The 20,674-nt window shown below is 70.1% G+C and carries 20 protein-coding genes and 1 pseudogene; 11 read left to right on the forward strand and 10 right to left on the reverse strand.

The features are described from left to right. Positions 1-380 precede the first annotated feature (380 nt). From ABZW17_RS15730 to ABZW17_RS15740, 3 genes are all read left to right on the forward strand, one after another. Complete coding sequence (locus ABZW17_RS15730) at positions 381-1,124, forward strand: hypothetical protein (RefSeq protein ID WP_354813812.1); 744 nt, start codon at positions 381-383, stop codon at positions 1,122-1,124. Continuing rightward, positions 1,117-1,866 carry a sigma-70 family RNA polymerase sigma factor gene (locus ABZW17_RS15735; RefSeq protein ID WP_354813814.1) on the forward strand — a complete coding sequence of 250 codons (750 nt, stop codon included), beginning with the start codon at positions 1,117-1,119 and terminating at the stop codon, positions 1,864-1,866. Before ABZW17_RS15730 ends, ABZW17_RS15735 begins: the two co-directional genes overlap by 8 nt. 70 nt (positions 1,867-1,936) lie before the next feature. Beyond that, a complete protein-coding gene (locus ABZW17_RS15740) occupies positions 1,937-2,215 on the forward strand; it encodes a hypothetical protein (RefSeq protein WP_354813816.1) in 279 nt (92 codons plus the stop codon). Positions 2,216-2,575: 360 nt separating this feature from the next. On the opposite strand, the gene ABZW17_RS15745 is transcribed toward ABZW17_RS15740, so the two are convergent. Both ABZW17_RS15745 and ABZW17_RS15750 read right to left on the reverse strand, forming a co-directional pair. Beyond that, positions 2,576-2,821: a hypothetical protein gene (locus tag ABZW17_RS15745; protein ID WP_354813818.1), complete on the reverse strand. Its 246-nt coding sequence runs from the start codon at positions 2,819-2,821 to the stop codon at positions 2,576-2,578. Positions 2,822-3,113: 292 nt separating this feature from the next. Next, positions 3,114-3,731 carry a hypothetical protein gene (locus ABZW17_RS15750; protein WP_354813820.1) on the reverse strand — a complete coding sequence of 206 codons (618 nt, stop codon included), beginning with the start codon at positions 3,729-3,731 and terminating at the stop codon, positions 3,114-3,116. Positions 3,732-4,148: 417 nt separating this feature from the next. On the opposite strand from ABZW17_RS15750, the gene ABZW17_RS15755 reads away from it, so the two are divergent. The 3 genes from ABZW17_RS15755 (at position 4,149) to ABZW17_RS15765 (ending at position 7,540) form a co-directional block, all read left to right on the forward strand. Beyond that, complete coding sequence (locus ABZW17_RS15755) at positions 4,149-4,919, forward strand: YfbU family protein (RefSeq protein ID WP_354813822.1); 771 nt, start codon at positions 4,149-4,151, stop codon at positions 4,917-4,919. Positions 4,920-5,043: 124 nt separating this feature from the next. Continuing rightward, positions 5,044-5,544: a hypothetical protein gene (locus ABZW17_RS15760; RefSeq protein WP_354813824.1), complete on the forward strand. Its 501-nt coding sequence runs from the start codon at positions 5,044-5,046 to the stop codon at positions 5,542-5,544. A gap of 7 nt (positions 5,545-5,551) precedes the next feature. After that, positions 5,552-7,540 carry a site-specific integrase gene (locus ABZW17_RS15765; RefSeq protein WP_354813826.1) on the forward strand — a complete coding sequence of 663 codons (1,989 nt, stop codon included), beginning with the start codon at positions 5,552-5,554 and terminating at the stop codon, positions 7,538-7,540. An 88-nt stretch (positions 7,541-7,628) separates the two neighbouring features. Here the strand turns inward: ABZW17_RS15765 and ABZW17_RS15770 are convergent, their stop codons facing one another. The 4 genes from ABZW17_RS15770 to ABZW17_RS15785 form a co-directional block, all read right to left on the reverse strand. Then, a complete protein-coding gene (locus ABZW17_RS15770; protein ID WP_354813828.1) occupies positions 7,629-8,336 on the reverse strand; it encodes a hypothetical protein in 708 nt (235 codons plus the stop codon). Continuing rightward, positions 8,333-8,656 carry a hypothetical protein gene (locus tag ABZW17_RS15775; protein ID WP_354813830.1) on the reverse strand — a complete coding sequence of 108 codons (324 nt, stop codon included), beginning with the start codon at positions 8,654-8,656 and terminating at the stop codon, positions 8,333-8,335. The genes ABZW17_RS15770 and ABZW17_RS15775 overlap by 4 nt, the downstream gene beginning before the upstream one ends. Positions 8,657-9,458: 802 nt before the next feature. Continuing rightward, the gene (locus tag ABZW17_RS15780) at positions 9,459-10,259 is read right to left on the reverse strand and encodes a hypothetical protein (protein WP_354813832.1); all 801 of its coding nucleotides are present in this window, start codon (positions 10,257-10,259) and stop codon (positions 9,459-9,461) included. Further along, positions 10,256-10,552 (reverse strand): helix-turn-helix transcriptional regulator, encoded by a 297-nt coding sequence (locus ABZW17_RS15785; protein WP_354813834.1) that lies wholly within the window; start codon positions 10,550-10,552, stop codon positions 10,256-10,258. The genes ABZW17_RS15780 and ABZW17_RS15785 overlap by 4 nt, the downstream gene beginning before the upstream one ends. Before the next feature lie 273 nt (positions 10,553-10,825). Between ABZW17_RS15785 and ABZW17_RS15790 the strand changes: the two genes are divergently transcribed. Both ABZW17_RS15790 and ABZW17_RS15795 read left to right on the forward strand, forming a co-directional pair. Beyond that, positions 10,826-11,377, forward strand: a complete 552-nt coding sequence (locus ABZW17_RS15790; RefSeq protein ID WP_354813836.1) for a hypothetical protein — start codon at positions 10,826-10,828, stop codon at positions 11,375-11,377. A gap of 372 nt (positions 11,378-11,749) precedes the next feature. Beyond that, a complete protein-coding gene (locus tag ABZW17_RS15795) occupies positions 11,750-12,331 on the forward strand; it encodes a hypothetical protein (protein WP_354813838.1) in 582 nt (193 codons plus the stop codon). A gap of 85 nt (positions 12,332-12,416) precedes the next feature. Here the strand turns inward: ABZW17_RS15795 and ABZW17_RS15800 are convergent, their stop codons facing one another. Together ABZW17_RS15800 and ABZW17_RS15805 are read right to left on the reverse strand one after the other, a co-directional pair. Then, positions 12,417-12,677, reverse strand: coding sequence for a sigma-70 family RNA polymerase sigma factor (locus tag ABZW17_RS15800; RefSeq protein ID WP_354813840.1), 261 nt, complete (start codon positions 12,675-12,677; stop codon positions 12,417-12,419). A 235-nt stretch (positions 12,678-12,912) separates the two neighbouring features. Then, positions 12,913-13,080 carry a hypothetical protein gene (locus ABZW17_RS15805; protein ID WP_354813842.1) on the reverse strand — a complete coding sequence of 56 codons (168 nt, stop codon included), beginning with the start codon at positions 13,078-13,080 and terminating at the stop codon, positions 12,913-12,915. A gap of 212 nt (positions 13,081-13,292) precedes the next feature. On the opposite strand from ABZW17_RS15805, the gene ABZW17_RS15810 reads away from it, so the two are divergent. Next, entirely contained in the window at positions 13,293-13,457 is a 165-nt protein-coding gene (locus ABZW17_RS15810; RefSeq protein ID WP_354813844.1) for a hypothetical protein, read from the forward strand. A 443-nt stretch (positions 13,458-13,900) separates the two neighbouring features. On the opposite strand, the gene ABZW17_RS15815 is transcribed toward ABZW17_RS15810, so the two are convergent. Next, positions 13,901-14,881 carry a hypothetical protein gene (locus ABZW17_RS15815; RefSeq protein WP_354813846.1) on the reverse strand — a complete coding sequence of 327 codons (981 nt, stop codon included), beginning with the start codon at positions 14,879-14,881 and terminating at the stop codon, positions 13,901-13,903. 1,027 nt (positions 14,882-15,908) lie between these two features. Here ABZW17_RS15815 and ABZW17_RS15820 point away from each other — a divergent pair. Next, a complete protein-coding gene (locus ABZW17_RS15820; protein WP_354813848.1) occupies positions 15,909-17,378 on the forward strand; it encodes a pentapeptide repeat-containing protein in 1,470 nt (489 codons plus the stop codon). Between the two features lie 49 nt (positions 17,379-17,427). On the opposite strand, the gene ABZW17_RS15825 is transcribed toward ABZW17_RS15820, so the two are convergent. Continuing rightward, the gene (locus tag ABZW17_RS15825) at positions 17,428-17,670 is read right to left on the reverse strand and encodes a hypothetical protein (RefSeq protein WP_354813850.1); all 243 of its coding nucleotides are present in this window, start codon (positions 17,668-17,670) and stop codon (positions 17,428-17,430) included. Positions 17,671-18,000: 330 nt separating this feature from the next. On the opposite strand from ABZW17_RS15825, the pseudogene ABZW17_RS15830 reads away from it, so the two are divergent. Further along, positions 18,001-20,671 (forward strand): annotated as a pseudogene (locus tag ABZW17_RS15830) (error-prone DNA polymerase); the annotation flags it as partial. Between the last annotated feature and the right edge of the window lie 3 nt (positions 20,672-20,674).

Raw genomic sequence — 20,674 nt, forward strand, 5'->3', positions numbered from 1 at the left:
CGCCGCCATCTGGCACAACCGCGCCACCGGCCAACCCGTCACCCGATCACTAACCGCCTACGACCACTGACCGAGTTACGCATTACTCGTCTAGCCGGGCCGAACATCACGTCTGACCTGGCCGGATCCTTCACGCGCCTGTGCCGCGGAAACCCGGTCGAGAAGCTTTTGCGCGGCGCGTGCGCTTCCCGCGGCAGCCTCATATAGAAGCGGGAGTCGTTGCTCGTCACCGATCCGGGAAGGGTGCGGTTCGCATCCGGGCACACGAGGCCGCCAATCGCAAGTACCTCGGGTGCAACGCGACAGCGGTAACCGCGACTACAACGCATATGTCTGCCGTGCCGCCGTCGCCACCGCAACCCGGGCCCGAGGACCCCGGGTTGCGCGCCGAAGCGCGCGATGAGGCCGAGCGGCGGGAGGCGGACTCCGCCGAGCGACGCCGACGAGATCTGGACCTGCGCAACGAGCTCGCGCAGGCGGACTTCGAAGGCGGCGGGTGGGACCTGTTCGCCAACGAGCTGGCCAAGTACGGGATCGCGGTGATGGTGGTCTGGATGCGTACCCATCGGATCTTCGCCGAGTGCGCCCGGGTGTTCGGTGCCCGGCGCGGGAAGAAGTTCGGGCTGCCTGCGCCTCCGCACGATTGGAGCGCCGAGGACCACGCCGACCTGTCCGCCCTCGTGGTCGCCAAAGCCCTCGCCACATTCAAGCAGCGGGCGCTGCTCGATGAAGGCTGGTCCGCCTCGGGCGGGGCGAGCTTGAGCACCTACTTCATCGGCACCTGCATCTACGAGTTCCCCAACCTCTACAAGCAGTGGCATGCCCAGCACACCGCCGCGCTGCACGGTCCCGCCAGGCGGGTAGTCGGCGTCATCAGCGGGTCGCCGGCTGACCCAGCCGCGACGGTGACACAGGCAGATCAGGCCCGTCGGGCGCTGGCCGGGTTGCCAGACCGCAAGACGCGGATCGTCGTGAAGCTCGTCGCCGACGGCTACACCCAGGACGAGATCGCCGAGGCGCTCAGCGCAAGCGGGTTCCCCGAGTCGAGCAAGGACACCGTGCGCGGGATCTGGCAACGCCACCTGAAGAGAGCGCGCAAGGAGGAGGGACGCGACGATGACTGAACCTGCCGACCACGCGGCCTCGCTGCGGATGGCCGCACTGATCGACGCCTCTTCCCTGGGCACCCCGGCTGCCCGGCGGCTGCGCAAGCGAGTGTCTCCCGAAACCTCCAGCCAAGTCGTCGCGGTCGCCGAGGCATCCCTGGCGCCGGTAGAAGTATGGCTGCGAATGTCCTCGTCCGGATTCTCCGGGATCGAGCCGATGATCGCCCGCGCCGCTGCCGGGGACCGCGCCGCCATCGCCGAGGTCCTGCCGATCCTGCGGGTCTTCGTGCAGCGGTACTGCCGTGCGAGGCTCGGCGCCGACCTGCCCACACACTCGGTCACCGACGTCGCTCAGGAGGCCGTGCTCCGGGTGCTACAAGCATTGCCTTCCTACCGCGACCAGGGGCGTCCGTTCATCGCCTTCGTCTACAACATCGCCCTACACTTGGTGGAGGATTTCGAGCGCAACCGTGTTTGGCGACGACCGCCTCCTCCCCCAGATCTGGTCGCTCTTCACACGCCGGGCGATGCCGCCGCTGCGGAATTTCCCTTGCAGGAGCTCGACGGCCGGTTGCGGTTCCTGCTGGAGGCGCTGCCGAACCGACAGCGCGAGATCGTCATCCTGCGAGTGCTGATCGGGCTGTCGGCTTCGGAGACAGCCGACGCGGTCGGGTCTACGCCGGGAGCGGTGCGCGTGGCGCAGCACCGCGCGCTCGCCCGGCTGCGTCGTCTGTACCAGGCTCAGTCTCTTCGGGAGTAGGTGCTGCCCGAGACCGGTGTTACAGCGCCTGGCGGGCGAGCGACTCCCACCCCATACGAGGAGGTGGCACGTGGCAGGACACCGGCGCGTCGTGGTGCGCGCGCAGCATCGCGAGGTCCTCGGCGACCCGGCAACTGGTGAGCTCCTCACTTGCCCTGGCATCGACCTCACCTTCTACGCCTACGGCCGGCAGGTCGGCGACGTTTGGGTCCCGGCCGGCGACCAGCCGGACGCAGCCGACGACGAGCTGCTCATCGAAGCGCTGCACCGCGCGGTCTGCTGGGACGAAGACCACCAGCTGGCCGCTGGTCCGGGCTCACGCAACGCCATGATCTCGCCGGCGACCTGATGCACGAGCTGTCATTGGGCGCGCACCCAAGGCTCAGGCGGTTAGGAGGTATGCGGATCGTCCTCCTGTGCGTCGGTGGTGCGCTCGATGCGCCGAGCTCGACGACGGTGCAACCGAAGGCCGCCGTAGGCGAGGCCGCCTCCGCCAAGCACACTCCCGGCCACGATGCGGACGACCGCGTTGCCGGCGGCGTCCCGGACCAGCGGCCCAGCGCGCCGGTGACCGCGAAGACGATCGCGACGACGGCGAACAGCACCAAGCAGAGCGCGATCAGCACGTCCCGGCGGATCTTGTCGTCGTGCGCGCAGCCGTCGACGACGTTGCTCCACGGCACCGGCGTGGCCGGGGGCAGCTTGGGCGTCACCGGCGGTCTCCACCAAGCTCACCGAGCCCGTCCTTCTCGGCGGAATACTCCCGAAGCGCCTTCGTCAGCACTCCTCGGGCCTGCTGCGCGCCGGGATTGTGCCAACGCGCCATCGCGCGGCGCAGGTCACGCAGGTCGCGCACACCCGGCGCCGACTCGAGGTGTCGAGCGTCCTCGGCCAGAACCGCAGCCTGCTCGGAGGCGTATTCGGCCGCACCTCCCTTGACGCGTACCAGAGCCAACCGAGCGCACTCGATAACGCAACCGCAGGTTGTCTTCTGGGATCTCCGCCAACGCGGTCACCAGCGCGCTCTCGGCATGCTGGAACTGGCCGAGGTCATAGAGGGCCCAGCCTCCGTACACCGCCTTGAGCGCCGCGTTGCTTCAGGACGCTGTCTTCGCCGAACCCGCTGGGAGGTGCTTGCTGGGGGAATAGCCGCACCACCTCACGCAGGACGTCCTCACACTCGCCAGCCTCCCCGCGAAAAGCGTGGTTCGCCTCCGACGGGTGACCCGCAGTCGGGCCCACTACTCCTACTCGGCGAGACCGGCTGGCGACGAGCCCGTTCCGGCGGATGCGATCGTGGTGGCATCCGTCGGTGCGGCGGGAGTCCGGGTGATGACCTTGAGTCGAGCACCAGGATTCAGGGTTCCGCTGTCATGGAACAGTTCGGGCGTCAGCAGGCCGGGCCAACGGCTGTTCCCGCCGGCGTGGGCGTCCTCGGTGATCTTGCTGTCGACCCATTCGATGAACCTCAGCGGCGACGCGCCGAAGTAGGTGCGGACGCGGTCCTGCATCGCGCGCACGTCGTGGCCGGGCAGGAAGTCGCGGTCGGTGGTCTCGCCGCAGCCGCAGCCGCACGGGCGGTAGAGGAACTGGGCCTCTTCGGGAAGTTCGGTGTAGCCGACGGGGTTCTGCGAGCCGGTCTCGACCGGGTCCGGCTTGCCGACGTAGTCATATAGCGGGTGCCCGGGCTCGAGGACCGTGCCGTCGAGGGCCAGGCGGTCGTCGTGGCGGGTGTGCCCGGTGATCTCGACGACCGCGCGGACCACGCCCTCCGCGACGATCAGCGCGAACCGCTGCCGGGTGACCTTCTCGGGGTTCATCTTCCAGAACGCCCGGCCGGCCTCCCATGCCTCCTGCTCGCTCATTCGCGGGAAGTACCCGACCGACGTCCGACCCAGTGAGTCGGGCTCGACAGGTCGGTAGCTCCCTAGCTTCAACCGGACTGCCATCTTCGCCCACCGTCTTTCCAAATCAGGGAGGCAGAGCCGGGAGTCCTGCCTCGAAGCACCAGCGTCGCAACCGTTGCTAGGTACTGTCTCAACCGGACTACATGATTACAAGTTATAACTTTATGCGCTCAGTCTGAAAGTAACCCGTTTGGCGGATGCTCACCGCCATGCAGGGTATGCGACAAAACTCAACTAGTCCTGATTACCTGTGAAATCATGACTAGTTACCGAGACATGAGCCTGCCGCTCCGCAACGCGTCCCACACGACGTGATACGTTAATCGATGTTGTAATGCTGTATTACACAGCGCCAGCAGAGTTACGGAGTGCATGATGGCAACACTGACCTTGCGCATGGAAGACGACACGCGTGACGAGCTTGAGCTTCTTGCGCGGGGCCGGGGCACGACCGTGAGCGCGTTGCTGCGCGGCGCGATCGACGGTCTGCTCGGCCGGACCGCGGTCGCGGCATCGACAAGCGCGCCGAAGAGCTTGAGCATGCTCGACCGGCAGATGCTGGTGCTGCAACACGAGATCCTCAAGCGACTCGCCGAGACCGCCGACGCCTTAGGCGAGGCCGAGCAGCACGAACAGCACATCAAGGTTCTTCAGCAGGGCTTCACGACCGAGTACCACCGCGAGTTCATCGGCATCCACGAGGAGCTCACCCCGGCGGAGGGCGCGCTGACCATGGAGATCCTGGACATGTTCACCGTGGTCGAAGCCGCGCTGGGCCGGCTCGACGACACCGGTCTCGCCGAGCTGGGCGAGGGCGCCGAGCACACGCTGCGATTCGCGGGGTTCGACCACAACGACGCGCAGGAAGTGCGCCTGGCCGGCCTGGCCGAGCACCTGGTCGCGAGTGGCCGGTGGTCCGGGCTGGCGTACCACTTCGACGACGAACACGAGGGCGGCAACTCCCACATGCCGGTCCTGACGCGGTACCAGCGCATGCTGCTGGGCTACGAAGCCGTTGTGACCGAACGCAAAGCCCGCGAAGGCGCCGGCGCCTTCAGCATCTACCACTTCGACGTATCCGACCTGCAGAAGATCCTCGAGGCCACCCAACGGCCGGGAACGATGCGGCATTCACGCGAATGGTGACCCGGCGAGCTCCATCCGGGGCGCCACCGTGCGGACTGACGAGGTTCCGCGGCCCCCGGTAGGCACACTCCGTCCGCGCCCCGCCTCCCGAGCTCGGTCTCAAGACCCAACCAGGAGAAGTCACATGTGGCAGACCGTGATCACCGTCGTGGCCGCCCTGACCGGCACCGTCACCGGGACCGTGCTCAGCAGCGTGTTCAAGCACCGGGCTGACACCGCCGGGCGGGTGCACGACTGGCAGGTCTCGATCGTCGGCATCTTCGGCGACCTGATGGCCGCCCTGTCCTCGCACTACGCGGCGATGTGGGACCTGGAGTCCGCGCGGATCCGCGGCAAGAAGGACGAGATCGCCACCACCTACGCGGCGTCGCTGGCCACCCGGGACGCCATCACCCGCCCCCGCGCGCAGTTCGCGGTGCTGGCCCCGCAGCTGCGCCCGCAGATCGACCGCGCCGTCGACGCGGTCTACGCCATGGACACCGCGGTGCAGGACACGCCCGCACCCCCGAGCAGCTCACGACCCGGCGCCTGGCGGCGAAAGCCGCGCTGGAGGAGCTGGAAACCGCGATGGCCGCGGTCATGGGCAACCTCGGCGCCGGCCTGCCCGCCCACCGCCGGACCGTGACCACGCGATGAGCCCAGAGCGCGCGACCACCGCGGTGACCGGGCCCGAACCGGAGATCGTGCAGCAGCTGCATGCGGCAGCGACCGCGTGCGAGGACGCCGCTGCGGACGCGCGGTTCACCGGCGATCGCGAGGTCCTGGTGTGGGCGCGGGCGCGGCTGGCCGAGGCCGCCGCGGCATGCCGGGAACTGGCGGCCGCGCTGGGCACCGACCCCACCCTGGCCACCGAACCGGCCGGCTCGCCCCGGTTGCGGGCCGCCGACGTCGTCGTCGAAATCGCCCGGCAGCTGCAGCGGCTGCTGCGCGCGGCGGTCCTCCCGCCCGGGTCCGGCGGCCGCGGCGCCGAACCCGGGTTCCTGGCCGAGCGGCGCGCCGAAGCCGACGCGCTCACCACCCGCCTCCAGCAGCTGGCCGCCGGGGCCGCGCAGCTGATCCCCCGCGCCGACGCCCTCACCGAACACGGCGCCCGCGAGATCTCCCGGCACCGGCTCGCCGAGAACTCCGCACTGCTGCGCCAGGCCGCCGACCTGCTCCAGGGCGCCGTCGCCGACGCCCTCACCCTCGAGCATCCGGATCCCGTAGCGATGTCGCTGGCCGCGATGGCCGTGCAGATCCGCGCCCACGACACCGACCTGCGTGCCTGGGCCGCCCGGCACCCCGACCCCGCCGAGCAACTGCTCGCCCCGGCCCGGCCCGCCGACGGCCCGCCGGCCACCGGCGGCGTCCAGGACGAGGACGCAGTGGACGGGTTCGCGGCCGCGGGCACCGTGCTCACCGGCACCGCCCCGGGCGCCGAACTCGCCGCGCCGGACGGCGACCAGGTGGACGAGCAGGAGCTGGCGGCGCCGGCGTGGGCGCGGCCGCTGGTCGACGACACCGCGACCTGGCTGCTCACCGGCTACACCAGCGAGTCCTCCCGCACCACCGCCGCCAACGCCCTCGGCATCCCCCGCGCCGACCAGCGCTGGCGCGGCACCCCGCGCCCGGGCGCCGCGGCCGCGCCGAACCCGCTGACCTTCTTCCCCTGGTGCCAGCAGGCCGGGATCAACCCGCTCACCGAGATGAGCCGCGACCGGCTGCGGGAATGGCTCGGCGCCCAGGCCGCCGCCGGCGTCCCGGCCGGGACCCGCAAGACCCGCCTCGGCTACGTCTCCGCGTTCTACCGGGAGATGCGGCTGCGCGAGAAGACGACGTTCGAGGTGCCCGCCGCGCTGCCCCGCACCGAACGCGCCCGCCTCGGCGTGCTCCGCCCGCCGGTGAACTCCCCCACCGTCGCCTTCACGTTGGCGCAGGTCCGGGCGCTGCGCGTCGCCGCGCGGACCTACCGCGGCCGCGGCCCGCGCGACACCCGCGAGCTCGTCGCGCTCCGGCACGCCGCGATGGTCGACCTGCTCACCACCACCGGCATCCGCGCCGACGAACTCTGCTCCGCCGACCGCGGCGACCTGCGCCGCGCCGGGCCCGACGGGCGCCCCGCCCTTCACGTCCACGGCAAGGGCGCGAAGAACCGGTGGGTCCGGGTCACCGCCGTCGCCTTCGCCTCCCTCGACGCCTACTTCGCCGCGCGCGACGTCCACGAGACCGGCACCGAGGTCACCGTCGGCGGGCAGGTCGGCGGGAAACCCGCCGCCACCCCGCTGCTGGCCACGACCAGCGGAGCCCGGCTCGGGACCGAGCAGATCGCCCGGATCCTCAAGTCGCTGTGCGCGAGCCTGCTGCGCGTCGCCGCGGCCAGCGGGTCCTCGACCATGCGGGCCCACGCCGCGGCCCTGCGGCCGATCGCTGAGACGATCCACCCGCACTCCGGGCGGCACTTCTACGCCCGGGTCGCCGAAGCCCACGGCGTCCACATCCGCCAGATCGCCGCCGACCTCGGACACTCCTCCGTCGCGGTCACCGAGGGCTACCTCGCCGCGGCCGACACCCTGGAGAACTCCGCCGCGCCGGTGCTGGCCGACCTCATCACCGCCGGAGAGGAACTCGCGCTCTTCCCGTAGACGGCCGAGCCCGGGTGGAAGTTCTGCTGGCAGGCAAAAAGGGACCCCCTCCGGCGGTTCGCCGAAGGGGGCCGCGAGACCGTCGACGCTAACGACCGCGCTTCTTATAGGTGAAGCGGAGCAGCATCACGCTGGTCCCGCCGATGATGGCGATGGCGGGCAGCGCGTACATGGCGCGGTCGGGGAACAGGACCACGATGAGGCCCATGGACAGCATTGCGATGAGCGTGAGCAGCACGATGAGGTGCCGGACGCGCACCTTGTCGTCCAGGACCGCCAGCAGCAGCGACCTGCTCGGGTACGTCCGGTCCTTATCCTGCCCGAGCTCGGCGTGCTCGTCGGTCGACTGGTGGTGGTGGACCGTGAGGTTGCCGTGGACCACCACCCCGCCGGGCGTCGTGTCCTGCAGGGTCAACGCCCGGGGGACGTTGACGGAGTCGACCAGCTCGGCGTCGATGACGTCGAGGTCGGCGGAGTTCTCTGCGGCGGCGTTGAGCCGGTCCCACAGCCACAGCACCCGGTTGACCTGGATCGGGTTGAGCCGGCAGGCCTGCGCGAACGCCTTGACCTGCTCGCGATCCTTCGGCAGCCGGGTGTTCTTCGGCGAGACGAAGTGGTACGCCGTGCTGCGGGGCAGCTTCGCGTAGGCGGCGACCTTGCCCGCCGTGCGGTTGGACGCGGTGAGCATGTCCCGCATCAACTGCATGAACTCGGCCTCCGTCTCGGCGTTGAGCTCCAGCCCGAACGACGCCTCCGACGAGAAGCCGGGCTCCGGCGACCACTGCGGGGCGCTCATCGTGCACCTCCGTGCGGCGCGAAGAACGCCAGGACGGCGCGGCCGAACCGGCGCATCAGTCGGCCACCGCCACCGTCGTGGGCAGGAAGCACCATCAGCGCGATGCCGATCACCAGCACCAACGCGATGCCGACCGCCAGCTCCGGATCCACGCCGACGAGCTTGATCAGCAGAATCACGAACGCGAAACTGAACAGCACCAGCACCGCCAGCAGCACGGCGTGCGGCCAGCCCAGGCTCGACCGTGAGGCGGCGCCTTCTTCGGGCTGGGGGGTCGCGATCTCCGTCTCCGCGCCGTTCACCACGGTGGAGGCGGGCATAGGGGTCGCGTCCGCCGGTGGAGCGGAGGGCGCGAGGGGGGCCTTGTCGGGCCCTCTCGGGGTTTTCGCCACCGAGTTCTCCCTTCGTCTTCCGGCCACAGAGTTGTGACCGGTCGACGGAACCCGGTGGGCGCGGGTAACCCGCGGCCCGTCCGGGTCCGTCAGTGGGATGCGCCGAGCGTCTTGTGGGGCAAGAACGGCTCGAACCTGTGGATCTCGTTCGCCTACTCGAACCACAGGCCCCTGCGGCACGGACCGCAGGGCAAGCATGCTCAGTGTCTCAAAGAGACAGACAGTAGGACACCCCCACAACCACGGTTGGTGTCCAAGTGGCCACGGTGCTCGCGGGCTCTGCAGGAGCGGCGGAGTGTCCAATGGGGTCTGGCCGGTGCCGCGACTGTCCAGCGGCGCGCCCAGTTCGGTGTCCAGCGGCCCTGGCACTGCACGCGATCCGCTGTCCAATTCTGACTGTATCCGCAGGTGAGGGCATATTTGCGACGCCGATGTCCAACCGGACGGCGGCGGCTAAGGAAGATCGTCCTACAGTGGTCACTAACAGCGCGTGCCGACAAGATCGACACCGTTGTCCCCGGGCCGACACCGCAGTGGGATGCGCCGAGCGCACGGGGGATCAGGTGGTACGTCCGCTTCGCCTCGGACTCCACCAAGCGTAAAGAGGCGGGTTCCGGGCAGGCACCCGGAACCCGCCTCTGCGCTGCCGCCGGCACCTCGCAAAGCAGGCTCGGCCGCCCCCACCGTGCCCGGTGGGCGAGACGCGCGACCGTCGCAGGATCGGTGATCATCAGTCGTCCCATGTTTGGCGCAGACTGTGCCGCAGCGGCAGCGCGCCGATCACGACTCCGATCGCGTAGCGCAGCCGCCGCTTGCCGAGGTCGGCAAGCTCGCCCCGGAACTCCTCCAAGTACCGGACCCGGTGCTCGACGGGAAGCGCACGCACGGCAAGATCGAGCAGTCGCTGACTCATCGGTGCTCGAGAAGCAGAGGGTACGGCGGTCGTCGCGACCACCGTCGGCACCACGAACAGCGGGGAGCGGCGCCGCGCTCCGGTCGTCGGCAGTGACCAGTTCAACCCGTGTTCCATGGCGTCGGCGTGTGTGCGGGCACGCGAAACCGCCGCGTTGACCGCGAGGGCCATCTGAGTCATCACGCGTTCACGGTCCAGTGCAACACCGCGTGCAATCTCGGTTTTGATCGAAAGGCCGGGGCCGAGATCCAGGTCGGCGACGATCATCGCGGCCTTGTCGAAGTCTGCGCGCGTCAAGCCGACGGTGGTGAGGTGACCGGTGAGATCGACCGCGACATCGACATCGGCACGGAGTTGGGAGATGCGGCTCTGCACCGCAAGCAGTTCACCGACGATCTCCAGTTCGCCTTCGAGGCGTGCGTGCCTGATAGCTACCGTGAGTTGGCTGCTGAGATTACGTGTCAAGGCCCGAGACAAGCCCAAGTAATACTTGCGCCGGTGATCGTGGACGCCAGCGAGGACCAGGTCTTCGCGCAGGGTCCGGGTGAGCCGCCGGATTCGCTGAACGGCGCGAGGGAGGTCTTGTTCGGCCGAAAGCGCCGCGCTAGTGCCAATCATCTGACACCTCCGGCGAGTCCGGGGTGCAGCGTGCCCAGCTTTGCCGCTTCGGCTCGGGCGCGGGCGAGGGCGGCGCCAGCCTGCACGATCCCGTCGGGGCTGAGCTTGTAGTAGCGGCGGCGCGGGCGCCCCTCAGCTCGCGGGTCCGCGTTCTCCCAGTGACTTTCCAGCCACCCTAGCGACTCCAGCCGAGCGAGGATGGGGTGCAGCGTGCCGCTCGGCAGCTGTGTCGCCGCGCTCAGCTCCAGGCCGTAGTACTCCTCAGCAGGGTCGGCGAGCAAGACCTGCAGCACGACTTGAGTGGCATGTGTCATTCGTGGCCTGCGAGCTTGACTACCCATGAAAGAACTCTACATAGCCCCTACGTAGAGTTCAAGGGAGCCCGTTGAACGCCCTTGACCGCGGGCCTGGGTGGACGTCGGCTTGGCCGCGTTGATCGTCGTCTTGACCCCGATTCTCTGGCGGGTGTTCATCGCCGGTTTCGTCGGTGGCCTCCGGTACGGTGCGCCGGCGGGCCTGCCACCGCAGCGACCGCGGCGAGCATGCCGCCGACGGAGGGGGAAACCGTGCCGGTTGAGGACGTGTACCTGCTGGCCTTGCACGAGCCGTACCGGTCGCCGCAGCATCCGGTGGAGATCAACGCGACGATCGTGCACGCCGCGACGCTGCTGCACCCGACGGTGCCGCAACCCGACGGCGGCCGGATGTACCGGTGCCTGACCGAGTTCCCCGACCGCACGCCCGGCGCCCTGGTGCCGCTCTCAACGCTGACCTTCGAGCTGGCCGGCGGGCAGCTGTGGCCCCAGGTCGCCGACTGGGAACGCGTCGTCGACGCCGTCGTGCACCTGGCCCGGCAGCAGCGCTGCGACGCCATGCCGCTGGGCCTGCCGCAGGTCACGGCCCTGCTCGTGGGCAGCGGCCCGGCCACCGTCCACACGCTGCACCACCCCGACGGCTCCCGCTCCCAAGTCGGGCCGGCCGAACGGGCCTACGAGCTGGACGACCTGACCGGCCACATGCACCGCGTCGCCGCCGAAGGCCCGTTCCGGCCCGGCGACAACCTCGTTGCCCCGCCGCGGGAACCGCCCGCGATGCCCTACCGGCCCTACGAGGGGTGATGGGCGTCCACGAGCAAGCCCGCCACGCCGGCACCCCGCTCTCGCGGTTCATCCGCGATCACCTGCCTCACACCGACGTCGTCGCGGCTGACTGGGTCCAGCAGCTGGCCGCGCCCGAAGGCGAGCTGCCGGTGCCGGGCCTGCGCGACACCATCGGCTGGGCCCTGGAACTGGCCCTGGATCTCGACCACGCCGCCGCGGCAGCCGGAACTGTCCTACCTGCCCGCCGACCGGTACGCGGCGCTGCTGACCGCGGCCGGCTATCGCCACCACCCCCTCAGCACGCTGCCCGCCGGCGCCGTCACCGACCCGCTGCTGCAGCACTGGAAACGCGCCGAGCACCCGGCCGCCCTCGACGACGCGCGCCGCAGCGTGTTCACCACCTGCCTGGACCTGGCCGCGATGAACCAGCCCATCCACCACACCCTCACCCGCGGCTGGGACGTGGAACGGCGCCGGGCCCTGTTCGCCGCCGGCTTCGACGACCATGACGAGGATCCGGCCCGGCCGCAGCTGCTGGCCGCGCTCGAGTACTGCTGGAACGCCTACCTCGCCCGCGGCCGCGACCAGCTGCTCCAGCACGGCGCGGCCGCGGTCGTCGCGCCGAAGCTTGCCTCCGGCTACGCCGTCGCCGACCTGGTGCTCGGCCGGACCCTGATCGAGGTCAAGCTGGCGGTCGAGCCGACCGCCGACGACGTCACGATGTGGCTGCGGCAGCTGCTGGGCTACGTGCTGCTGGACCGGCACGACACTTTCGCCGTCGACACCATCGCGGTCTACTGCGGCTGGGCAGGCCAGCTGCTCACCTCCCCCCTCCCGACGCTGCTGGCCGCGTCCGGCCACGGCGGGCCGGCCGCGCTGGCCCGCCTGCGCGAGGAATTCGGGACGCTGCTGGCCGGCGAGCTCGACGGCTACACCGCCTGGCGCCAGCGGGAGCGCTACCGGCACCGCTGACCCGCGACCGCTGCCGGGTTCCCGTTCTTGCCCTCCGGCATCGACGAGACGCGGGCGACCGGCAGTTCGTCCGGGAATGTCGTCGTCACCACCCCTCGTCGAGCATCAGCTTGCGCAGGCGCGTCAAGCCGCGGTGCTGCGCCACCCGGACCTGGCCAGCGGACATCCCGAGTGCGGCGCCGGTCTCTTCGGCGGAGAGCCCCACCACGATCCGCAAGACCACGACTTCGCGCTGCTGGGGTGCCAACAGCTGCAAAAGGCCGCTCATGCGGTCGTTGAGTTCGCCGGCGAGCGCGTGGGCTTCCGGCTCAGCGTCCGGCGCGACCGAAACAACGGGCTGGGCCATCCAGGTGCCGGATCGCTACGGGGTCCGGCATGGCCACCTGAGCTCGGCCGAGACGGTTCCGGCTACGCCAAGGTGTGCACGCAGGAGAGATGTCTCCGGGCCCTTCCCGGACAGAGGATGTACTCTCTGAACGGCCGCTTCGCATACTGGTGTATACCAGTATGTGATGCGGAAGAATAAAAAAGCGGGAAGCCGCAGATCAGGGCATGACCTACGACTTCCCGCCGCCGTGGAACTACCGGCTCAGGTACCAGACCAGGACCAGCAAAGCCAGACCTAGTACCAGAGCCACCGCCGGCCCGGTCACCTTGATGGTGACCGGGCCGCTCAACGTCACGGTGAACGCGTAACGCGAGCGGAACTCCGACTGGTTTCCTGTCGAGCCCTCAAGCTCTTCAGCCACAGCAATCACCTCCACTCCGCCGCCCGCTAAGCGCTCGACGGCCGGTCAGCCGAGCGGCTACGTCGCGCCGGACTGGTGGTGACCGCAGGAGACTACCCGGAACCGGAATCCCAGTGTGCTGTACGCCCCGCTACGAGCCCGGGGGGGGCAGAACCGGTCGGCGTCGGCACGGAAGCTACGCCGTTCAGGTAGTCCCATCATGGGATCTCATCATGGGAATTGCAAAGCTGGCGCCGCGCCCCTCACCGGTGACACCGAGTTCGACCGCGCGGCCGTCGCCGACGGCCACGACACCTTCGCCTTCGCGGTCTACTGCGGCCGCGCCGGTCCTGGCCGACCTCATCACCACCGGCGAGGTACTCGCGCTCTTCCTGTAGACGGCCGAACCTGGCAACGCCGGCGCGACGCTTTTTGTCCATTGTTCGCGCGACAACCTCGACAACCCCCGTCAGGGACACGAGCAGGCTCACTTCTTCACTGACCTGGAGCGTGTAGCCGAACTCATCGGGACCTGTTAGCCGCAGGACCTGGTCGTATCGGGACGGAGGACCTGATGGGACGTACATCTTCGGATGTCACCTCGCCAGCGCTTCTTCGTCTCTCAGCTCGGTAAGAGCTCGGGGACCGACGAACGCCCTGGTCAGGCCCTGGTGGCGCCTATCCATCTGGGACCGCCCAGCGGCGGTCGTCGGTCCGATTCGACACTGGCAGCCCGCGCGCCCGCGGCGAAGCGGATCGCACCACCCCCCGCACATGCCGCCGCGAAGCCCGGTCAGCCTGACAATCGGCCTGACTGGTGAAGTGCGTGCTCCTCGCGGTGTTACCCGAGCTGACGAGCCCGGAGCTCACGACCGAGCCGCTTCGTCCGCCTCCGCGCGCTCTCGCCCGCCTCGGCCGGCAGCCCGGCGCGCAGCGCCGCTTCCCGCCAGGTGATCCCGTCGCCGTGCGCGTACTGCAGGAGAACCAGCCGGTGGTCGGACTTCAGCAGCGGCATCAGGGCACGGAGCCGCCGTTGCGCGTCCAGGCCGCCCTCCAGCACCGCGTACGGGTCCTGCGGGTCGAGCACGTGCTGGCCGAGCGTGACCAGCCCGCCGCCGGCGCTGCGGCCGGCGGGACGCTCCAGCTGATCGATCGGGTAGCCGCGGACCTGGTTCTCCCACATCGGCCGGTGCCACCGCGCCGCGGTATGCACCTGTAGCCGCAAGCGCACGCCGAGCGGTAGGTCCGTCGAGATCTCGTCCGGGGCCTGGCGCCAGCACGCCGAAAGCAGCACATCCTCGACCCCTTCGAGGATCGCCTCGCGCCGCGCCGGGACTTGCTTGCCCAGCCCGATCCAGCGCACCGCGAACGCCTCGACCGCGGCCTTGCGCCGGCGAACGTCCGGATCGGCGCACAGCACGGCGTGCGCGCGCTCCGCCGCGGCCTCCAGAGCCGCGTGCGCCCTCCGCGCCACCTCGTCGGCCGTCTCCGCTACCGGGCGGAAAAGGTCGATCAGCCGGGTGCGCAGCTGGTCAACGAAATCGAGCAACGAAGTCGTCAGCAACACCGGCGACACCGGGACCACGGGCTGCAACGTCGCGGCCCAGTGGTGGTGCAACGCCGGCGCGAGGTTGCGGAACAGCTGCTCCCGGACGTCGAAAACAGCCAACTGCTTGTAGTGAGCTTCGAGGGCTTCGCCGATCGAGCGGATCGGCGGCCGGAAATCCACCGCCGTCGAGAACGCGCGCACGCGTGCCAGCGCCGTGTCCATCGCCTCGACGGCGTAGGGCGTGGCGTAGGTGGCGCCGGGCCGGTCGGTCATCGTGATCATGCTCGTCGTTCTCCAGGTGCAGGAACGGGTCTCTGTCTACCTGATAGCTCCGACGGAGGCGCCCCACGACCAGAAAGTTTCCGGCGCCGCGGTGCTTGGCGCGGAGCAGGTGGTTGGTCTTGTTCTCCTCCGCGGGACGAGCATCGTGCGGTGATGCAGGCCGCATCGCCGCTTGGCAGGTACGCCCTTCGGACCTGCCGGGAGCGAGCCTCGTTCGAGACGTCAGCAACCTGGGGGTCCGCCGCGGCGTGAGCTCGCCGACCACCACGTGGAGTTCTCCCCGCAGATCCGAGGGCGCCGAGGCCGCGCTGACCGATATGTGAATATCCGGTGCAGTCACGGGGACACGCGAAAGACGTAACCGCTGGCGGGGGCGCTGCCAGGACGACTTCACCGCGGGTCGCGCGCCGTCGCGGCGCGACCCAGCTCGGATCGAGACGGCCCGCGAATCGCCGGCGCCGTTCCGCGTGTCTGCGCGTGTCGTGCTGCAGGGACAGGTCTACTTAGAGGGCCGACCTGCTGGTGCCTCGCGCTCGAGCCGAGGGAACCCTCCGGGCCCCTGGTTCCATCGGGCGTCCGCTCGATGGTGTTCCGGAGAGAAGGGACGGCGGTTGATCTTGACTTCGCGTCGGGATCGACGACGTGACAGCAGCCGGTGTCGGATCACCGTCACGATCACGGGTTCCGTGACCGTGACGGCGGCCCGGCTGGTGACCATCGTGGTGCTGGTACTCACAGGCCTCGCGAACCTGTACCCGCACTAGCCGGTCACCTGGCTGTCCGAGGTCGGCGGGGCCCGCTCATCGAGCGGGCTTCGCCGAACCATTTGACCTGTTGCCGCGTACGCGTCAAAACCACTGTAGACGCCTTCATGATCGACGCCGGTACTTCGATCGGCTCGGCGGCCTACGTTTTGTGGCTTGCCTCGACGTGCAGGACGTCATACACCGAGGCCGCAGCTTCGCGCGGGCGTAGCAGGTCGCCGCGCCGCAGCGACTGACTGTCCGTGACGAGGCGGATGCTGATGTTCTTCGGATCGCTCGGGCGGGGCTGGGCGCCGGCGCGTGGGGCGCTGGTGCTGAGCGGGGTGGCGCTGCTGGCCGCGATGGTGGTGCAGTCCGGGTGGGTGGACTGGCCGGCGCTGGGGCGGTGGGCGCGCCCGCTGGCGGTGCCGCTGGCCTTGCTCGCCGTCGCCGTCGGCGGGCTGGTGATCGCGGTGGCTCGACGGCGCGGGGAGCGGGCGCCGCAGACTCGGCGGGCGCGGGCGGCGGGGATGAGCTGGTGGGTCGTGGTCGCCGCCGCGATCGTGGTGGCCGCGGTGGGATGGGCGGCGACCAGCTGGCTGCTCGGCGAAGCCGATCAGGCAGGTACCGGAAGGTCGGCGGCGCGGGTCGAGGCGATCAAGACCGGGCTCGGGATCGGCGCGGGCACCACCGGCATCTTCGCGCTGCTGCTGGCGGTGCGGCGCCAGCAGCACAACGAGAGCGACGCGACGGAGAAGAACGTCACCGAGCTCTACACCAAAGCCGCCGACCAGCTCGGCTCCGAGCAAGCGCCGGTCCGGATGGCCGGGCTGTACGCGCTGGAGCGGCTGGCCCACAACAACCCCGGGCAGCGGCAGAGCATCGTCAACGTCGTCTGCGCCTACCTGCGAATGCCCTTCACACCCCCCGACACCCAGCCGCCACCCGCAACCGACGAGGCGCAGGTCAAGGATCATCAGGGGCGGGTGCAGGAGCGGGAAGTCCGGCTCGCGGCCCAGCGCATCCTCGCCGAGCACCTTCGCCCCGAGAATCGCCGCACGTTTTGGGCAGACATCGACCTCGACCTCACCAACGCCCACTTGATCGACTTTGTACTGAGTCGCAACCGAGTGCGGGAAGCGTTGTTTACCGGCGCAAACTTCACCGGCCCCGCCTATTTCGACCGCGCGACCTTCACCGGCCCTGCCAGGTTCAACCGCGCGACCTTCACCGGCCCCGCGAGGTTTGACGACGCGACCTTCACCAGCACCACCGAGTTCGACGACGCGACCTTCACCGGCCCCATCGGGTTTGAGGGCGCGACCTTCAGGGGCCCTGCCTGGTTCGACGGCGCGACCTTCATTAGCACCGCCAGGTTCGCCGGCGCGACCTTCACCAGCACCACCGAGTTCGACAACGCGACCTTCACCAGCACCGCCAGCTTCGACGACGCGGCCTTTACCGGCACCGCTAGGTTCGACGGCGCGACCTTCATCGGCGAAGTCAGGTTCGATCGCGCTAGGTTCACCAGCGTCAGCGGCCTCGACACCGTGACCGTCATCGGCGGGGCCCGCTTCGCCGATGTCAGTCTCCTCGACCACAGCCCGGAACAAGCCCGCGCGCTCCTCCGGACGATCGTCAAGACTGCTCGGACCACCTCCCGCAGCGCGATCGTCGATCTGCGGGACTTCAGAACCGTGACGTCGCAGCAGGCTCGGCCGGCGAAGCGGGTCTCGGGCACTTGACGCGGCCGGTATCACGTACTCAGACGGCCATCCGGCCCAGGCCGCCGGCTCATGGGTTGATCGGGACTTCTCGCCAGGTCTGGGTGGCCCGGTGCAGGGTCGCGGCGGTGACGATCTGCACGCGGCGGCCGTCCTTGTCGCGTTCGGGGGCGAAGGTGCCGTCGCTGCGCTGGTACAGGACGGTGTCACTCTCCTTGAGGATGTACCAGCGGTCGCCCTTGTCGGGCACGCCGGCGTAGGCGGTCGCACCGGTCAGGTCCCGCGCCTCGGGCTGCTGTGCGGTGTCCGGCACGTCGTCATGCTCCTCTCGTCCGGTCCGCTTCCGGCGGGCCCGGACCTTCGATCATTCGGCCTAGTCGACGGTCCGCCCGCCGAACGTGCGGCTACCGCGGCGCGTCGGGCACTCACCGATGGTGAAGCCCTTGTTTAGCTGCGGTTATCGACCTCACGTCGGGTTGCCCGCCGACCGTCCACAGGGCACCATACGTCACGAGTTCGAAAATATGTTCGATGACTTGGTGCCGTCTTCCCCGCGGCGTGTCGCAGCAGTGCGGGGTGAGGTATGTCCGTTTTCAACGGTGGTGCGAGGCGCAGCTGGCGCGAGATCGACGCGCTCGCGATGTTGGTCGACCGGTTCGGCCGCGACCACGTCGCGGTGGAGCTGATCGACCACCGCGCCCCGCTGGACAGCAGCCACAACGACGACCTGGCCGCCATGGCCAAGAGCTTGGGCCTGCCGACGGTGGTGTCCAACAACGTCCACTACGCCCGCCCCGAGGACTCCTGGCACGCCGACGCCGTCGCGGCGATCCGCGCGCGCCGGTCGGCCGAGGAGCTGGAAGGCTGGCTGCCGGCGGCCGGGACGGCATACCTGCGCTCGGGACAGGAGCAGCTGCGCCAGTTCGAGCGTCGATACCCGGGCGCGGTCGCCCGCGCCGCCGTGCTCGGTGTCGAGTGTTCGTTCGACCTCGCCCTGGTCGCGCCGAAGCTGCCGCCGTTCCCCTGCCCGGTCGGCTTCGCCGACGAGGACGCGTACCTGCGGCACCTGGTGATGGAGGGCGCGGCCGCCCGGTACGGGACCCCGGCCGAGGCGCCGGAGGCCTACGCCCAGCTGGAGCACGAGCTGGCCGTCATCCGGGAGCTCGGGTTCCCGGGCTACTTCCTCGTCGTCTGGGACATCGTCCGCTTCTGCCACTCCCGCGGGATCCTCGCCCAAGGCCGCGGCTCGGCCGCGAACTCCGCGGTGTGCTTCGCGCTGCGGATCTGCAACGCCGACCCGGTCCGCTGGGGCCTGCTGTTCGAGCGGTTCCTGGCGCCGGAACGGGACGGCCCGCCGGACATCGACGTCGACATCGAATCCGACCGCCGCGAAGAGGCGATCCAGTACGTCTACACCCGGCACGGCCGGCTGCACGCCGCCCAGGTCGCCAACGTCATCACCTACCGCGCCCGCTCCGCGGTCCGGGACGCGGCCAAAGCGCTCGGGCACAGCCCCGGCCAGCAGGACGCCTTCGCCAAGCAGGTCGACCGCTGGCGGACCGTCGCCGACGCCGACACCCCGGCCGAGCGCGGGCACGGCGTCCCCGACGACGTCCGCGAACTGGCCGGGCGGCTGGAGGACACCCCGCGCCACCTCGGGGTGCACTCCGGCGGGATGGTCATCGCCCACACCCCGGTCTCGGAGATCGTCCCGGTCGAGTGGGCCCGCGCCGAAGGCCGGACCGTGCTGCAGTGGGACAAGGACGACTGCGCGACCATCGGGTTGGTCAAGTTCGACCTGCTCGGCCTCGGCATGCTGTCGGCCTTGCGGTACTCGATCGACCTCGTCGACGCCCACCACGGGCGCCGGGTCGATCTCGGCGAGCTGGACCTGGCCGATCCGGCGGTCTACGACACGATGTGCGCCGCGGACGCGATCGGGGTGTCCAGGTCGAGTCCCGCGCCCAGCTCGGCACCCTGCCCCGCCCGCGGCCCCGGAAGTTCTACGACCTGGTCGTCGAAGTCGCGCTGATCCGGCCCGGGCCGATTCAGGGTGGATCGGTGCACCCCTACATCCGGCGCCGCCGCGGCGAGGAGAGCTGGAGCCGCGCCCACCCGCTGCTGGCCGACTCCCTGGAGACCGGACGCTGGGGGTGCCGCTGTTCCAGGAGCAGGTGATGCAGATGGCCCGCGACGTCGCCTCGTTCACCGCGGCCGAGGCCGATCAGCTGCACCGCGCGATGGGCTCGAAACGCTCGAACGCCAGGATGATGGCGTTGATGGGGAGGTTCTTCGCCGGATGCGCGGCCAACGGCATCGACCGGCCGCTGGCCGAGCGGATCTTCGAGCAGATCCACGCCTTCTCCGGCTACGGGTTCCCCGAAGCGCACTCGATGTCGTTCGCGCTGCTGGTCTACGCCTCGGCGTGGTTCAAGCTGTACTACCCGGCGGCGTTCTGCGCCGGGCTGCTGCGCGCACAGCCGATGGGCTTCTACTCCCCGCAGTCCCTCGTCGCCGACGCCCGCCGCCACGGCGTGCACGTCCGCGAACCGGACATCAACACCAGCCTCGGGCACGCCGCCCTCGAACCGGAACCGGACTCGACCGGCGGAGTGGCAATCCGGCTCGGTCTAGCCGGGATCCGCCAGGTCGGCACCGACGTCGCCGAGGCGATCGTCGCCGAGTGCGAGCGCGGCGGCCCGTACGGCAGCATCGGCGAGCTGACCGAACGCGTCCAGCTCAAGCAACCCGTGGCCGAAGCCTTGGCCACCTCCGGCGCGTTCACCGCGCTGGGCCCGGACCGCTGGCAGGCCTTGTGGGCCGCCGGAGCGGCCGCACAGACCCGGGGCGGGCACCTGCCCGGGATCGCCACCGGCGTCGACGCGCCCGCGCTGCCGGGCATGACCGCCCTTGAGGTCGCCGCAGCCGACGTGTGGGCCACCGGCATCACCCCCGACCGGCACCCGGTGGAGTTCGTGCGCGAGCACCTCGACGGGCTCGGCGTCGTCCCGGCCGCCCGCGTGCTGGACGTCGTCGACCGCAGCCGCATCCGGGTCGGTGGCGCGGTCACCCACAAACAGCGGCCCGCGACCGCCGGCGGGATCACGTTCCTGAACCTCGAGGACGAGACCGGCATGATCAATGTGGTTGTTCACCCGGCGACGTTTCACCGGTTCAGGCAGACGTTGCAGAGCCCGGCCATCGTGGTGCGTGGCATCGCCCAGGTCACCCAGGGCACCGCCTCGGTCGTGGCCGACCAGATCACCCCGCTGGACCTGCGCGCCCTCGCGGGCAAGAGCCGTGACTTTCGCTGACTC

The organism is Amycolatopsis sp. NPDC004625 (genome assembly GCF_040609695.1).
Classification (GTDB): domain Bacteria; phylum Actinomycetota; class Actinomycetes; order Mycobacteriales; family Pseudonocardiaceae; genus Amycolatopsis.